Source organism: Aquibium oceanicum, assembly GCF_001889605.1.
Taxonomy (GTDB): Bacteria; Pseudomonadota; Alphaproteobacteria; order Rhizobiales; family Rhizobiaceae; genus Aquibium; species Aquibium oceanicum.
This window is the reverse complement of sequence record NZ_CP018171.1, coordinates 3,424,433-3,438,077: the sequence shown is the minus strand read 5'-3', so window position 1 is coordinate 3,438,077 and position 13,645 is coordinate 3,424,433. Positions and strand designations below refer to the sequence as shown.

Sequence of the window (13,645 nt, the reverse complement as noted above, 5' to 3'; positions counted from 1 at the left end):
AACGACACCATTCCGCCCTGTTTGATCAGGAACAAATTATATCGTTCGAAGAAATTATTCCGACGCGAGATCGAGAGCCGAAACTCCCTCTCCGTCGAAATGAACGTTGTAGCCGCCTCGTATCGCCTGGTCACCGATGTGCTTGTTGAGGATCACCACCGGTACTTCGCACGTAGGGTAAATCAAGAGCACCGTCTCGCGAATGTGGTTCACGGAAATGGCGCGGGTGTGAGGCTGGTAGGCCAGCAGCGCCGCGGAGATCGATTGCTCAAGAACAGGGTCGATGGCAGTAAGGGGCACCAAGTTGAAATAGTCCATCGGAGTCTCCGTTGCTGTACAACGAAGACCAGCATACAGAGTAACGAACGATGCCATTGCAACATGGATCAAGGTCAGTCGTTTTCTGCCTGTCCACCCCGCCTAAGGGCGCAGTAAGTCAATCTCACGGGAGGTCCTGGCTCAGGCTGTGCGAAATCTTCCGGAGAAGCGTGAGGGAGTGCCTAAGCCGGTCCGGGGAATCGCCCAGAGATTCAGCAACTTCCGCCTTCACCTCGGCAGCGGTCTCGACGACCTCGATTGCCTCTTCGACGCTGATCACCGTGCGCGCGACAAGCATATGGATCAAGCTCTCGACGAGGAGCAATGCAGCCTGCCCATGCGCGTCGGGACCGTCCGATGCGGCGTGAGTCGTCGCCTGATGGTTGTTGACGATATTTGTTGCCATGCCCTTCGCTCGCATTGGCGAGAGCACTTCATCTCCCAGGCGCCGGGGCCATGAATCCAGTCCGGCGATCGGCGGACTGTAGGAGGCCGAGAGCTCGATTGCCATCATCTAAATCAACTTTCGACATTAACTTTGAACAATATCAAACCTTATCGCGACGTGGGACGATGCGATATGGGCAATCGGTTCGTCGAAAAGTTGCAGGGGTACGATAATCTCGGTGATGATGAGATTGCCGCCCTGGTGGCGGCGACTGAGGGAGCGCGCAACGTCGATGCCCGCAAGGATCTGATCCGGGAGGGTGACCGCCCCGGTCCGGTTTTCGTCATCCTCGCCGGCTGGGCCTGCCGATACAAGATCCTTCCGAACGGGACCCGGCAAATCCTGGCTTATCTCATGCCGGGGGATTGCTGCGACCTGCATATCGGCCTTCTTGGAGAAATGGACCACAGCATCCAGACGATCACCGCGGCAGTCGTCGCGACGATCGACCGTCGCGAGATGGACGCGATGATGGATCGGCATCCGAGGATCGCCAAGGCGATGTACATCGCGCAACTGGTCGATGAGGGCACGATGCGAGCCTGGATCACCAGCATGGGCCGTCGCTGCAGCATCGAGCGGGTCGCTCACCTGATGTGCGAACTCTATCTGCGGGCCCGCAACATCGGAATCACCGCGAACGCCCATCTGGAGCTTCCCTTGTCGCAGCTCCTGTTGGCGGATTCACTGGGGATGACTCCGGTGCATCTCAACCGCGTCTTGAAGGAACTCCGCAAGACGGGCGCCATGACCTTGCAACGCGGCAGCCTGACCATCATCGATCCGATTGCGCTCGTCCAGATCGCAGGGTTCGATGAGAACTACCTTCATCGACGCCTCAGGCCAGCCGCCTGACGTCGCCGCAACCGCGAAGCCCGAAGCTTGTCGCGTGCTCCCGAGCGCCGATCCAATAGGCGATCATGCCGGAATGACCGATCCACGTTCGCATTCTGCCGGCCGAACGTCCGCATTTCAAACTTCATTTCCAGATGCGGGCGGTGGGCAATCGAGCCGCGTTAGAACCGAAATCCGAACGCTGTTCTAACGGCGGGGTTCGGGCTGCTGGCAAACCATACTCTTCGTGAGTAACGAGGTCGCTTCTCGTCGGCCCGGCCAGATAGCGCCGCACCACCACACCTAGCCCCCATCCCCCCGCAAATCCCCCGTGCTCTTCGCCCCACCCCGCCGCGCCAGCCTCGAAAACACCGTCGAGGTCCGCAGCAGCGCGGTAAACCTTCCGCGCCGTGCCGCCGGCACGCCGCCGCGCGCGCCCATGCGGTAGAGGATGAAGCCGATGAAGACGACGTAGACGGCGGCCGAGAAGACGAAGAGATAGCGCGGTCCCAGCGCCTGCATGGCGGCCGAGGCGGCGATGGGGCCGCCGATCGCGCCGAAGGAATAAAAGAGCATCAGCGCGGCGTTGACGAGCACGAACTCGCCCTTTCCGGCGCGGTCGTTGGCGTGCGCGGCCGACAGCGAGAACAGCGGCATGGCGAAGGAGCCGAAGACGAACACCAGCGAAAAGTTCATGAGCCGGTCGGTCCCGGCGACCGTCGCGATGGCGAGCGCGGCGCCCAGCGAGGCGGCGGTGGTCAGGAGCAACACCTTGCGCCGGTCCCAGCGGTCGGAGAGGTATCCGAGCGGATACTGGATGATGGCGCCGCCGATGATGCCGGCGCTGACGAAGATGACGATGTCGGCGACCGACATGCCGATCGCCTCGGCATAGACGGGCGACAGCGTGCGGAACGCGCTGTTGGTCACGCCGACCGCAATGCAGCCGATGCAGCCGAGCGGCGAGATCCGCCAGACGCGCCCGAGGTCGAGCCTGACGTCCTCCGGCGGCGTCGGGTTCGAGCGGTCGCCGAGCGAGACCGGCACCAGCGACAGCGTGATCATGATCGACATCACGGCGAAAATGGCGAAGCCGTCGGCGCCGATGGCCGGAATGAGGAACTGCGCGCCCGTCACCGAGCCGATGTCGATGATGCGGTAGAGCGCCAGCACGCGCGCCCGGCTCTCGTTGGAGACGCCGGAATTCAGCCAGCTCTCCATGATCGTGAAGAGGCCGGCGAAGCAGAAGCCGCTGGCAAAACGGATCGCGGACCACACGAGCGGATCGATCAAAAGCACCAGGAGCAGCGTGCCGACCGAGGCGATGGCGGCGAGCGCCGCGAAGGCCCGCACATGCCCGACGGCCTTCAGGATGCGGGTGACGGCCAGGCAGCCAAGCAGAAAGCCGCCGAAATAGGACGTCCCCATCAGCCCGATCGTCGATGGCTCAAACCCCTCCTGCGCGCCCCGCAGCGCGATCAGGGTGCCTTGCAGGCCGTTGCCGCCAAGCAGGATGCCGGCGGCTATGAGGAGCGGGATCAGCGGCCGGATGGCGGACATCGGAACTTTGCATGCTGAAGCGAACGGGGCGCGATGATGAACCGCGCCACCACTGGCTTATTGTACCACGCGGCCCTATTCGGTTGAGAATGCGGCAGGGTTTCGGCCTTCGGGTCGCATCCTTGACAAAAGCCGGCCTGCATGCGCTTTTCCGCGCGAATTTGAGGGGCCGGGCGCGTCGCGCCGACGGCCCCGTGACCGTTCCTCGAGAAGACCGGAATTCCGATGCATCGCTACCGCAGCCATACCTGCGCTCAACTCCGAAAGTCCGACGAAGGGTCGACCGTGCGCCTGTCCGGCTGGGTCCACCGCGTGCGCGACCATGGCGGGCTCCTCTTCATCGACCTGCGCGACCATTACGGCCTGACGCAGATCGTCGCCGACCCCGATTCGCCCGCCTTCAAGACCGCCGAGAAGGTGCGCGGCGAGTGGGTCATCCGCGTCGACGGCAAGGTAAAGGCCCGCTCGCCCGAGACCGTGAACAAGAACCTGCCGACCGGCGAAATCGAGATCTTCGCGCAGGAGATCGAGGTGCTGTCCTCCGCGAAGGAACTGCCGCTGCCGGTCTTCGGCGAGCCTGACTATCCCGAGGAAATCCGGCTGAAGTACCGCTTCCTCGACCTTCGCCGCGAGACGCTTCACCGCAACATCGTGCAGCGCACGAAGATCATCGCCGAGATGCGCAAGCGCATGGGCGAGGCGGGCTTCACCGAATACTCGACGCCGATCCTGACCGCGTCCTCGCCCGAGGGCGCGCGCGACTTCCTGGTGCCTTCGCGCATCCATCCCGGCACCTTCTACGCGCTGCCGCAGGCGCCGCAGCAATACAAGCAGCTCATCATGATGTCGGGCTTCGACCGCTATTTCCAGATCGCGCCCTGCTTCCGCGACGAGGACCCGCGCGCCGACCGTCTGCCGGGCGAGTTCTACCAGCTCGACCTCGAGATGAGCTTCGTGGAACAGGACGACGTTCTGGGCACCATGGAGCCCGTGCTGCGCGGCGTCTTCGAGGCCTTCGCCAACGGCAAGCCCGTCACGCAGGAGTTTCCGCGTATTGCCTATGACGAGGCGATCGCGAAATACGGCTCCGACAAGCCGGATCTGCGCAACCCGATCGAGATGCAGGACGTCTCGGAGCACTTTCGCGGTTCCGGCTTCAAGGTGTTCGCCAACATCCTCGCCAACGATCCGGCAGCGGCCGTGTGGGCCATTCCCGCGCCGACCGGCGGCAGCCGGGCCTTCTGCGACCGCATGAACTCGTGGGCGCAAGGGGAGGGGCAGCCGGGCCTGGGATACATCTTCTGGCGCGAGGAGAACGGCAAGGTCGAAGGCGCCGGCCCGATCGCCAAGAACATCGGCGAGGAACGCACGGAAGCCGTGCGCGTGCAACTCGGCCTCAAGCCGGGCGACGCCTGCTTCTTCGCCGCCGGCGACCCGAAGAAATTTTATCCCTTCGCAGGTGCTGCCCGCACGCGGGCGGGCGAGGAACTGAACCTCGTCGACCGCGACCGCTTCGCGCTCGCCTGGATCGTCGACTTCCCCTTCTTCGAATGGGACGAGGAGGAAAAGCGCATCGACTTCGGCCACAACCCCTTCACCATGCCGCGCGGCGGGCTGGGGGCGCTGGAAACCGAGGAGCCGCTGTCGATCAAGGCCTACCAGTACGACCTCGTATGCAACGGCTTCGAGATCGCGTCGGGCGGCATCCGCAACCATCTGCCTGAGGTGATGGTCAAGGCCTTCGGCATCGTCGGGCTCGACCATACCGTGGTGGAGGAGCGTTTCGGCGGCCTCTACCGCGCCTTCCAGTACGGCGCCCCGCCGCATGGCGGCATGGCGGCCGGCATCGACCGCATCGTGATGCTTCTTGTCGGCGCCAAGAACCTGCGCGAGATCACCATGTTCCCGATGAACCAGCAGGCGCAGGACCTTCTGATGGGCGCGCCCTCGGAAGCCTCGGCGACGCAGCTGCGCGAACTCTCGCTGCGCGTCAATCCGGTCAAGAAGGAAAGCTAGGCCATGGCTGCCGGCCCGCGCGTCCTCGTCACCGGCTTCGAGCCCTTCCCGGGCGCGCCGGTGAACCCGACCGAGTGGCTGGTGAAGAGCCTGACGGAGGAGCCGCCGGTCGACCATCTGGAGCATGTCGAGGCGTTCCGCGCCGCGGTCCTTCCGGTCGACTACGCCGTCGTCGGGCCGCGCCTGTCCGAACTCGGACGCGACTTCGCACCCGACGTCGCGATCCATTTCGGCCTCGCAGACGAGGCGTCCGGCTTCCGCCTGGAACGGCTTGCCCGCAACCGCTTCGCTGCCGACCGCCCAGACAATTCCGGCGCCCTGCGCGACGCCGGACAGGTTTGCGCCGGCCCCGACACGCTGGACTCCGGCCTGCCGCTGCAAGCGATCCATGACCGGCTCGCGGAGATGAACCTGCCGGTCGAATGGTCGGACGACGCCGGCGGCTATCTCTGCAACACGGTCTTCATGCTGTCGCGCGCCAAGGCCTGCGAGAGCTTCGCCCCCGCCATCAGCGGCTTCGTCCACGTCCCGCTCACCGGCGACAAGCCGGCCCACACGCTGACCCCGGACGACCTGCGCGCCGGCGCCCTCGCCATCCTCGACCTCACCTGCCGCGAATGGCGCAGGCTGCACAGCATCTGAGAACGGGGGAGGCCGCCGGGTACGATTGAACCCGGCGTTCGATTGCGCCTTTTTCGCCGCTACTCGTTCGCGGACACCCCCACGCCGAGCTGCTGTGGCAGTGACGTCGGTGCGGTCATGGCGCTGGCGGCGATCATGGCGAACGGGAGGGGGTTCTCCGGCTCGACGCGGATTTCCAGGCTCTCGGGATTGTCGAGGAACGCGTTCACCGCCGCGCTCACCTGGGCCGTCAGTTCCGGGTTTCCGACCTGCATCATCGCAAAGGGCAGCACGGCCTTCGCCTGGTTGGCGATGTCGGCGGGCTTGGCGCCCTGCTGGTTGGCGAAGTACTGGAGCACCTTCTGGGTCAGCGTGTCGTCGTCGAAGCGCAGCGTGGCGCCGTGCAGGTTGAGCTGCTGCATCAGGCCCAGCATCGCCATGCCCTGCGCCGAGTTGTCCTGGCCTTCAGTCTCGGCCATCTTCGTCTGCATCTCGCGCAATGCGGCGATGAACTGCGGCGTGTAGCCGGTGATCTCGAAGGTGAAGCCGAGCGTGCCGGCATCGTCGACCGCGATGTCGTACTGGTCGAGCGAAAGCCTGCCGCTCTGGGGATCCCAGCTTCCCGCCATCTCGAAGGTGCCTGCGAGCGTCTCGTAACCTGCGCTCGCGAGCGCAGCCTTCGCCTTGGCATCCTCGATCGACGACAGGTCGGCGCTGAAGCGTTCCGCGGCGCCGCTGAACGCATAGGGCGCGCCGTCTCCGCCCGTCATCTCGGTATGAAGCTGTTGCAGCGAGAAGACGTCCTTGCCGGCGTAGGAGACGTTCAGGGACCCGATATCGGCGCTATCGTAGACCGCGATGTCATTCATCGTGTCGGTCGTGTCCTGCGGCGGCAGCTGCAGCTCCGAGATGGACATGTCGCTCATGTCGACCTCCACTCCTTCCCCGGAGAAGGAATAGGTGGGCAGCGTCAGCGTCCCGACGATGATCGTCTCGCCATCCTGGCGAACGTCCTCGAGGTCGAGGTCGCCGATGGCAATCTTTTCCTGTTCGCCCGGGGCGCTCATCGTCACGCCCTGCAGCATGACGGAGGAACCCGAACCGCTCACATCGTCCCAGGAAGCCTGGACACCCTGCTTCTCGAACATGGCCTTCAGGCGGGCGGCGACCTCGTCGGCGCTCTGGGCGAAGGCGGGCAGCGGCGCGAGAGCGGCGAGCAGGCCGCTGATGGCGAGGGTTCTGAGCCTGGATTTGTGAAGCGTCATGATGTGTTCCCTGAGGTTTCCGTGCGTTTCTTTTCTCATCAATCGAAGAAAAAGCGACCGTATGATGTCCTTGCCCGCGCAAGCCGCCGCCGTCTGTAAACTATGCCACTCCCGTGTTTGATCCACCACGGCGCCCGCGTCGGCGTTCCGGGGACCTTTCGGATCGCATCGCAACGTTGCCGTTTCGTGGCGGTGGAGCCCGCATGGCGTTTCCCCGCATATCCGCTGGGGACGGCAATCCGTTCCCGCTTGCCGCGGCGGGCCGGCTCCGCTAACCCCCGGACATGGGAAAAAGCCTGATTCCGCCCGGGTCCGGCGATGGCGATGGCGACGGTATCGAGCCCGTCGATCTGAAGAAGGCGCTCGAGGAGCGCTACCTCGCCTATGCGCTGTCGACGATCATGCACCGGGCGCTGCCCGACGTGCGCGACGGCATGAAGCCCGTGCATCGCCGCATCGTGCACGCCATGCGCCTGTTGCGCCTCAATCCCGACCAGCGCTTCGCCAAATGCGCCTCCATCGTCGGCGAGGTCATGGGCAAGTTCCATCCGCATGGCGACCAGTCGATCTACGACGCGCTGGTGCGTCTCGCGCAGCCGTTCTCCGTGCGCTACCCGCTGGTCGACGGGCAGGGGAACTTCGGCAACATCGACGGCGATAACGCCGCCGCCATGCGCTACACCGAGGCGCGCATGACGGAGGCGGCGACCGAGCTTCTGTCCGGCATCACCGAGGATGCGATCGATTTCCGCCCCACCTACAACGAGGAGAACGAGGAGCCTACGGTTCTTCCGGGCGCCTTCCCGAATTTGCTCGCCAACGGGTCGACAGGCATCGCCGTCGGCATGGCGACCTCCATTCCGCCGCACAACGTCGCGGAGCTCTGCAAGGCCTCGCTCCACCTGATCGACCATCCCGATGCGACGGTCGAGGACCTGCTCACCCAGACGCCGCACCCGGAGGACGACGACGAGAACATGGTGCGCGGCCCCGATTTTCCCACCGGTGGCGTCATCGTCGACCGCTGGGAGACGATCGTGGAGGCCTACAAGACCGGCCGCGGCTCGTTCCGGGTGAGGGCACTCTGGTCCGTCGAGGACCAGGGGCGCGGCACCTGGCAGATCGTCGTCACGGAAATCCCCTACGGCGTGCAGAAAGCCAAGTTGATCGAAAAGATCGCCGAGCTCCTGATGGCGCGCAAGCTGCCGCTGCTGGAGGACATCCGCGACGAGAGCGCGGAGGACATCCGCGTCGTTCTGGTGCCCAAGAGCCGCAGTGTCGATCCGGCCATCCTGATGGAATCGCTGTTCAAGCTGTCGGAGCTCGAAAACCGCTTCAGCCTCAACATGAACGTGCTGTCGCGCGGCCGCGTGCCCAACATCGTCTCGCTGAAGGAGGCGCTGCAGCAGTGGCTCGACCACCGCAAGGAGGTCCTCGTCCGGCGCTCCCGGCACCGGCTGGCCGAGATTGAGCGGCGCCTGGAGATCCTGGGCGGCTACCTGATCGCCTATCTCAACATCGACGAGGTCATCCGTATCATCCGCGAGGAGGACGAGCCCAAGCAGGTCATGATGGCCCGCTGGGACCTGACGGATACCCAGGCCGAAGCCATCCTCAACCTTCGCCTGCGCGCCCTGCGCAAGCTTGAGGAGTTCGAGATCCGCAAGGAATTCGACAACCTCACCGCCGAGAAGTCGCAGATCGAGGCGCTGCTCGCCTCCGACGCAAAGCAGTGGAAGACGATCCGCTGGGAGGTCGAGAAGCTGCGCGACCGCTTCGGCTCGCGCACCGAACTCGGCCGCCGCCGCACCCGCTTCGCCGACGCGCCCGAACACGACGTCACCCACATCCAGCACGCCATGATCGAGAAGGAGCCGATCACCGTCGTCGTCTCCGAAAAGGGCTGGCTGCGCGCCATGAAGGGGCACCTGGCGGAATTCGACAGCCTCGCCTTCAAGGAGGGCGACAAGCTCAAGCTCGCTTTCCACGCTCAGACCACCGACAAGATCCTCGTCTTCACCACCGGCGGCAAGTTCTACACCATTGGCGCCGACCGGCTGCCCGGCGGACGCGGCCACGGCGAGCCGATCCGCATCATCGTCGACATGGAGAACGATCAGGCCATCGTCACCGCCTTCGTCCACGATCCGAAGCGAAAGCTCCTGCTCGTCTCGCACATGGGCTATGGCTTCGTCGTGCCGGAAGAGGAGGTGGCGGCCAACACCCGCAAGGGCAAGCAGGTCATGAACGTCAAGGCGCCCGACGAGGCGGCGCGCTGCATCCCGGTCGACGGCGACCACGTCGCGGTCGTCGGCGAGAACCGCAAGATGCTCGCCTTCCCTCTGGCCCAGATCCCCGAAATGGGCCGCGGCAAGGGCGTGCGCCTGCAACGCTACAAGGACGGCGGCGTCTCCGACATCAAGACCTTCACCCTCGAAGCCGGCCTGACCTGGACCGATTCCGCCGGCCGCGCCTTCGTGAAGTCGAAGGAAGAACTCGCCGAATGGACCGGCGACCGCGCCGCCGCCGGACGGATGGTGCCGAAGGGGTTTCCGCGGACGGGGAAGTTCGGGTAGGGAGTAGCTTCGACTATTCGCCTTTAGAGTACTTGCGATAGACGCCCGAGAGGGATGGTTGCGGCGCGGGCTGCAACTCTCTCTCGGCTGAACTGCTGACCGATGGATGATGTGTTGCCAGCAGGCCGAAATCCAGGTTTCCCTTGATCGCGATGGCCATGCCTCCACTTTGCACGCTGGATGCCTGCCGCAGGACCGCTGTCGCGAATGCATAAAGGAAATTGTTAACCATGTGTGTCATGGTCTAGTAAAAACTTACGTGAGGGATTCGCAGGTAAATGAAACATAAGACTCTGTACACGGTCGGTTATGAAGGAAGTTCTATCGGCGATTTTCTCGCGACGCTGAAAGCTTTCGGGATCGACCTCTTGATCGATGTGCGTGATGTTCCGATCTCCAGAAAGCCGGGATTCTCAAAAAATGCGCTTTCGCGCTCGTTGGAGACCTGCGATATCGAATACCTGCATCTGAAGGGTCTTGGAGATCCCAAGCCTGGTCGGATCGCTGCGCGCGAAGGGCGCTTCGATGATTTCCGTCAGATTTTTGGAGCGCACCTGAAGTCGTCAGCCGCGCAGACCGACATGCGTCGCGGATTGGATGCTGCCTCGCAGAAGATGGCATGTCTCCTTTGTTTTGAGCGCGATCATACACATTGTCATCGTTGCATCGTCGCCAATCAAATGGCTCAATATGGCGGGTTTCGACTTGTTCACCTCGGAGTTCAAAGCGGCTTGAAGACCAAGATCGGTAGGGGGTTTGAACACACGCATGACGGAGCACTTGCCATCTTCGGGTAACACCGAAGCGGTCGTTATCATCAAAGCAGCACCCCAAGTCGGTCAGCGACACGGGGAAACAGTTTGCTGCGCCGGTCTCGATCTATATGGCCAGTGGCTCCGTCTGTATCCGGTTTCTTTTCGACTGCTTGATGCCAACAAGAAATTCGGACGGTGGGACCGCATAAAATTCAAGTGGCGGCGGCCGAATGATGATCCTCGTCCCGAAAGCAGGCGCGTCGATCAGGACTCGATTGAAATTTCTGGTGAATTGAAGCGAGGGGAACGCGAGCGGTTCCTGACGAAATCGATCATCACCAGCCTTCAACGAGAACGGAACGCCGGCCGATCGCTTGCGCTACTGAAACCAGACATAATCGAGTTTGTCGCCGAGAAGAAATCATCTTCCGATATCGACGAAGAAGCTAAGCGATTCGATGCACTTCGAGCGCAGGGCGATCTCTTCTCAAAACAAGCGACGCCATATCGACCGTGCCCCTTTCGGTTTAAATATCGATATCGCACCGAGGACGGTGAACGTTTCGGCACCTGTCAGGATTGGGAGATTGAAGCGACATATTTCAATTGGTCGAACAATTATGGAGAAACCAAAGCGCTCGATCAGTTGCAGCGAGTTTTCGGCGAGGAGTACCCGAAAAAGGGGATGCTTCTCGCAATGGGTACCCACTCGCTTTATCCCGATACGTGGCTGATCAATGGTGTGATACGCCTCGACGATGTCAGACAATCGTCTCTCTTCTAACTTATTTAGGAGATTTTTGCTCAGTCGCGCGTCATATTGCTGGCAGATACCCTCACCGATGTCGCGATAAGCTACGTGCTTACCGTCATCACGCAGATGCTTGTCTTCGCTTCGTTTGGGCTGCACACGACACTTGCCGAGGATGACAATTGGATCAATCTTCACCGTGGTGTCGATCGCCATTTAGGAGCGTGATCTCGCACGTCTGAAGACCCGGGCGGTTGAAGAGGGGCGCGAGAACTGAGCCCTCTCACCCCCGCGCCACCGCCACCGCCCTGATCTCCATCAATCCCCCCGGCACGATCAGCTCGCTCACCCCGATCGCCGTCCACGCCGGCCATGGCTCCTTGAGATACCGGTCCTTCACCCGCATGAAGGTCTCCATGTGGCGGGCGATGTCCACGTGGTAGGTCGTGATCTCGACGATGTCGGATAGCTCCGCGCCACACTCGGCCAGAATGGCCTTCAGCGCCTCGAAGGCGGTGGCGAACTGGGCTTCCGGGTCCTTCACTGCCGCCAGCGCAGCCAGCGGCGCATCGGGGTCGGCGAGCGTCGCCTCGGCGCCCTTCAGCCCGTCGGCGCCCGGCGTCTCGCCGCCGGGGCTGGTGCCGATGATGCCCGAGCAGTAGATCATGCCATTGGCGATCACCGCCGGCGCAAAATGCCAGTTGTCGTAGACGCCCTTCAGGGCCGCCGGTACCACCGTCCTGCGCATCTTCGTCCTTTCTCGCTGTCGCGGGCGATCTTGCCCCGTTTCGCCGCCGCTTCAAAGTCGAGGCTCGACGGATTTCGGCTCGGGCCTATTTCTTCCGGCGATGATCCGTACCCTGCGTTTTCTCCTCGGCGACCAGCTTTCCCGCTCGATGTCCAGCATGGACGGGCTCGATCCCGGCCGCGACGTCGTGGTGATGGCCGAGGTCGGCGCGGAAGCCACCTATGTCCGCCACCACAAGAAGAAGATCGCCTTCCTCTTCTCGGCCATGCGCCACTTCGCCGAAGAGTTGCGCGCCGAAGGAGTTACGGTGGATTACGTCCGTTTCGGGGAGGCGAGGGGGCCGCGGACGCTGGGCGAGGCGCTGCAGCGCGCCGTGGAACGGCATCGCCCCGACCGGGTGGTGGTGACCGAAGCCGGCGAATGGCGGTTGTTGCAGGCCATGCGCGACTGGGCCGAGACCTTGCCCTGTCCGGTGGAGATCCGGGAGGATACGCGGTTCCATTGTTCCACCGGCGACTTCGCCGAGTGGGCGGAGACACGGAAGGGCGAACTGCGCATGGAGTTCTTCTACCGCGAGATGCGCCGCCGAACAGGCTATCTGATGCGCGGCGACCGGCCGGAGGGCGGCGCCTGGAACCTCGATCGCGAGAACCGCCGGCCGCTGCCCGCCGACATCGACGTGCCGCGACGGCCGCGGTTCGAGCCCGACGCGACGACGCGGACGGTGATCGACCTGGTCGCGGCGAACTTTCCCCAGCACTTCGGCGACCTGGAGCCGTTCGACCATCCCGTCACGCGATCGGATGCGCTCACCCTGCTCGACTGGTTCGTCGAGCATGCCCTGCCGCTGTTCGGCGACTATCAGGATGCGATGCGCACGGGAGAGCCGCTGCTCTTCCATTCGCATCTTTCGGCGCTTATCAATTGCGGCCTGCTGCTCCCCGCCGAGTGCTGCCGGCGTGCCGAAGATGCCTATCATTCTGGCCACGCGCCGCTCAACGCGGTGGAAGGCTTCATCCGCCAGATCGTCGGCTGGCGGGAATACGTGCGCGGCATCTACTGGTGGAAGATGCCCGCCTACGCCACCGCAAACGCGCTCGGCGCCGACCGGCCGCTGCCCTGGTTTTTCTGGTCGGGCGAGACCGACATGAACTGCCTTGCCCAGGCGATCGGCGAGACCAAAGCCAACGCCTATGCGCACCACATCCAGAGGCTCATGGTCATCGGCAATTTCTGTCTCCTCGCGGGACTCGATCCGCGCGAGGTGCAGGAGTGGTATCTCGTCGTCTACCACGACGCCTACGAGTGGGTGGAGATGCCGAACGTGGTCGGAATGATCCTCTTCGCCGACGGCGGCCTGATGGCGTCCAAGCCCTATGCCGCCTCCGGCTCCTACATCGACCGCATGTCGGACTATTGCGGCGCCTGCCGTTTCGACGTGAAGAAGCGGCACGGCCCGGATGCCTGCCCCTTCAACTATCTCTACTGGGATTTCCTGGCGCGTCACCGCGAACGCCTCGGCGGCAACCGGCGCATGCGGATGATGTACGCGACGCTCGATCGCATGAAGGACGACGACCTTGCCGACATGCGCCGTTCCGCCGCGGCCTTCCTGTCCGATCCGCGCTGACTGCGCCTTCGTATACCTCCCGGAACATTAAGCCTGTTTCGATCGGCGGCCTTCCGCTCTCATCATTGTGCAGTGCGGTATCTTGACTGCGAACGAACATTCGCTTAAATTGAGAACGATCAT

Annotated in this window: 14 protein-coding genes; 8 read left to right on the top strand and 6 right to left on the bottom strand. The window is 63.4% G+C overall.

Going from position 1 to position 13,645, the window contains the following annotated elements; genetic code table 11:
* Positions 1 to 54 precede the first annotated feature (54 nt).
* Both BSQ44_RS16830 and BSQ44_RS16825 read right to left on the bottom strand, forming a co-directional pair.
* Positions 55 to 318, bottom strand: a complete 264-nt coding sequence (locus tag BSQ44_RS16830; protein WP_072606235.1) for a hypothetical protein — start codon at positions 316 to 318, stop codon at positions 55 to 57.
* 124 nt (positions 319 to 442) lie between these two features.
* A complete protein-coding gene (locus tag BSQ44_RS16825; protein ID WP_072606233.1) occupies positions 443 to 832 on the bottom strand; it encodes a hypothetical protein in 390 nt (129 codons plus the stop codon).
* A gap of 24 nt (positions 833 to 856) precedes the next feature.
* On the opposite strand from BSQ44_RS16825, the gene BSQ44_RS16820 reads away from it, so the two are divergent.
* A complete protein-coding gene (locus BSQ44_RS16820) occupies positions 857 to 1,621 on the top strand; it encodes a Crp/Fnr family transcriptional regulator (RefSeq protein ID WP_210187882.1) in 765 nt (254 codons plus the stop codon).
* A 282-nt stretch (positions 1,622 to 1,903) separates the two neighbouring features.
* Here the strand turns inward: BSQ44_RS16820 and BSQ44_RS16815 are convergent, their stop codons facing one another.
* Positions 1,904 to 3,160: an MFS transporter gene (locus BSQ44_RS16815; protein ID WP_072606229.1), complete on the bottom strand. Its 1,257-nt coding sequence runs from the start codon at positions 3,158 to 3,160 to the stop codon at positions 1,904 to 1,906.
* A gap of 225 nt (positions 3,161 to 3,385) precedes the next feature.
* Here BSQ44_RS16815 and aspS point away from each other — a divergent pair, with 225 nt between their 5' ends.
* Positions 3,386 to 5,176 (top strand): aspartate--tRNA ligase, encoded by a 1,791-nt coding sequence (gene aspS, locus BSQ44_RS16810; protein ID WP_072606227.1) that lies wholly within the window; start codon positions 3,386 to 3,388, stop codon positions 5,174 to 5,176.
* A 3-nt stretch (positions 5,177 to 5,179) separates the two neighbouring features.
* A complete protein-coding gene (locus tag BSQ44_RS16805) occupies positions 5,180 to 5,818 on the top strand; it encodes a pyroglutamyl-peptidase I (protein WP_072606225.1) in 639 nt (212 codons plus the stop codon).
* A gap of 59 nt (positions 5,819 to 5,877) precedes the next feature.
* Here the strand turns inward: BSQ44_RS16805 and BSQ44_RS16800 are convergent, their stop codons facing one another.
* Positions 5,878 to 7,062, bottom strand: coding sequence for a hypothetical protein (locus BSQ44_RS16800; RefSeq protein ID WP_072606223.1), 1,185 nt, complete (start codon positions 7,060 to 7,062; stop codon positions 5,878 to 5,880).
* 284 nt (positions 7,063 to 7,346) lie between these two features.
* On the opposite strand from BSQ44_RS16800, the gene parC reads away from it, so the two are divergent.
* Entirely contained in the window at positions 7,347 to 9,638 is a 2,292-nt protein-coding gene (gene parC / locus BSQ44_RS16795) for a DNA topoisomerase IV subunit A (RefSeq protein ID WP_072606221.1), read from the top strand.
* A 13-nt stretch (positions 9,639 to 9,651) separates the two neighbouring features.
* On the opposite strand, the gene BSQ44_RS26945 is transcribed toward parC, so the two are convergent.
* Positions 9,652 to 9,798 carry a hypothetical protein gene (locus tag BSQ44_RS26945; protein WP_157894616.1) on the bottom strand — a complete coding sequence of 49 codons (147 nt, stop codon included), beginning with the start codon at positions 9,796 to 9,798 and terminating at the stop codon, positions 9,652 to 9,654.
* A gap of 118 nt (positions 9,799 to 9,916) precedes the next feature.
* Here BSQ44_RS26945 and BSQ44_RS16790 point away from each other — a divergent pair, with 118 nt between their 5' ends.
* The 3 genes from BSQ44_RS16790 to BSQ44_RS27920 all read left to right on the top strand — a co-directional run bounded on the left by BSQ44_RS16790 (position 9,917) and on the right by BSQ44_RS27920 (position 11,372).
* Positions 9,917 to 10,435 carry a DUF488 domain-containing protein gene (locus tag BSQ44_RS16790; protein WP_072606219.1) on the top strand — a complete coding sequence of 173 codons (519 nt, stop codon included), beginning with the start codon at positions 9,917 to 9,919 and terminating at the stop codon, positions 10,433 to 10,435.
* The gene (locus BSQ44_RS26940) at positions 10,407 to 11,177 is read left to right on the top strand and encodes a hypothetical protein (RefSeq protein ID WP_157894615.1); all 771 of its coding nucleotides are present in this window, start codon (positions 10,407 to 10,409) and stop codon (positions 11,175 to 11,177) included. The genes BSQ44_RS16790 and BSQ44_RS26940 overlap by 29 nt, the downstream gene beginning before the upstream one ends.
* Before the next feature lie 75 nt (positions 11,178 to 11,252).
* Positions 11,253 to 11,372 (top strand): hypothetical protein, encoded by a 120-nt coding sequence (locus tag BSQ44_RS27920; RefSeq protein WP_418202141.1) that lies wholly within the window; start codon positions 11,253 to 11,255, stop codon positions 11,370 to 11,372.
* A gap of 55 nt (positions 11,373 to 11,427) precedes the next feature.
* Here BSQ44_RS27920 and BSQ44_RS16780 read toward each other — a convergent pair whose 3' ends face one another.
* The gene (locus tag BSQ44_RS16780; RefSeq protein ID WP_072606215.1) at positions 11,428 to 11,892 is read right to left on the bottom strand and encodes a RidA family protein; all 465 of its coding nucleotides are present in this window, start codon (positions 11,890 to 11,892) and stop codon (positions 11,428 to 11,430) included.
* Between the two features lie 100 nt (positions 11,893 to 11,992).
* Here BSQ44_RS16780 and BSQ44_RS16775 point away from each other — a divergent pair, with 100 nt between their 5' ends.
* The gene (locus BSQ44_RS16775) at positions 11,993 to 13,522 is read left to right on the top strand and encodes a cryptochrome/photolyase family protein (RefSeq protein ID WP_072606213.1); all 1,530 of its coding nucleotides are present in this window, start codon (positions 11,993 to 11,995) and stop codon (positions 13,520 to 13,522) included.
* Positions 13,523 to 13,645 lie beyond the last annotated feature (123 nt).

Bases quoted from the DNA above. Each gene is read 5' to 3' on its own strand.
- BSQ44_RS16830 (WP_072606235.1), bottom strand. From the start codon at position 318: ATGGACTATTTCAACTTGGTGCCCCTTACTGCCATCGACCCTGTTCTT.
- BSQ44_RS16825 (WP_072606233.1), bottom strand. From the start codon at position 832: ATGATGGCAATCGAGCTCTCGGCCTCCTACAGTCCGCCGATCGCCGGA.
- BSQ44_RS16815 (WP_072606229.1), bottom strand. From the start codon at position 3,160: ATGTCCGCCATCCGGCCGCTGATCCCGCTCCTCATAGCCGCCGGCATC.
- aspS (WP_072606227.1), top strand. From the start codon at position 3,386: ATGCATCGCTACCGCAGCCATACCTGCGCTCAACTCCGAAAGTCCGAC.
- BSQ44_RS16805 (WP_072606225.1), top strand. From the start codon at position 5,180: ATGGCTGCCGGCCCGCGCGTCCTCGTCACCGGCTTCGAGCCCTTCCCG.
- BSQ44_RS16800 (WP_072606223.1), bottom strand. From the start codon at position 7,062: ATGACGCTTCACAAATCCAGGCTCAGAACCCTCGCCATCAGCGGCCTG.
- parC (WP_072606221.1), top strand. From the start codon at position 7,347: ATGGGAAAAAGCCTGATTCCGCCCGGGTCCGGCGATGGCGATGGCGAC.
- BSQ44_RS26945 (WP_157894616.1), bottom strand. From the start codon at position 9,798: ATGGCCATCGCGATCAAGGGAAACCTGGATTTCGGCCTGCTGGCAACA.
- BSQ44_RS16790 (WP_072606219.1), top strand. From the start codon at position 9,917: ATGAAACATAAGACTCTGTACACGGTCGGTTATGAAGGAAGTTCTATC.
- BSQ44_RS26940 (WP_157894615.1), top strand. From the start codon at position 10,407: ATGACGGAGCACTTGCCATCTTCGGGTAACACCGAAGCGGTCGTTATC.
- BSQ44_RS16780 (WP_072606215.1), bottom strand. From the start codon at position 11,892: ATGCGCAGGACGGTGGTACCGGCGGCCCTGAAGGGCGTCTACGACAAC.
- BSQ44_RS16775 (WP_072606213.1), top strand. From the start codon at position 11,993: ATGATCCGTACCCTGCGTTTTCTCCTCGGCGACCAGCTTTCCCGCTCG.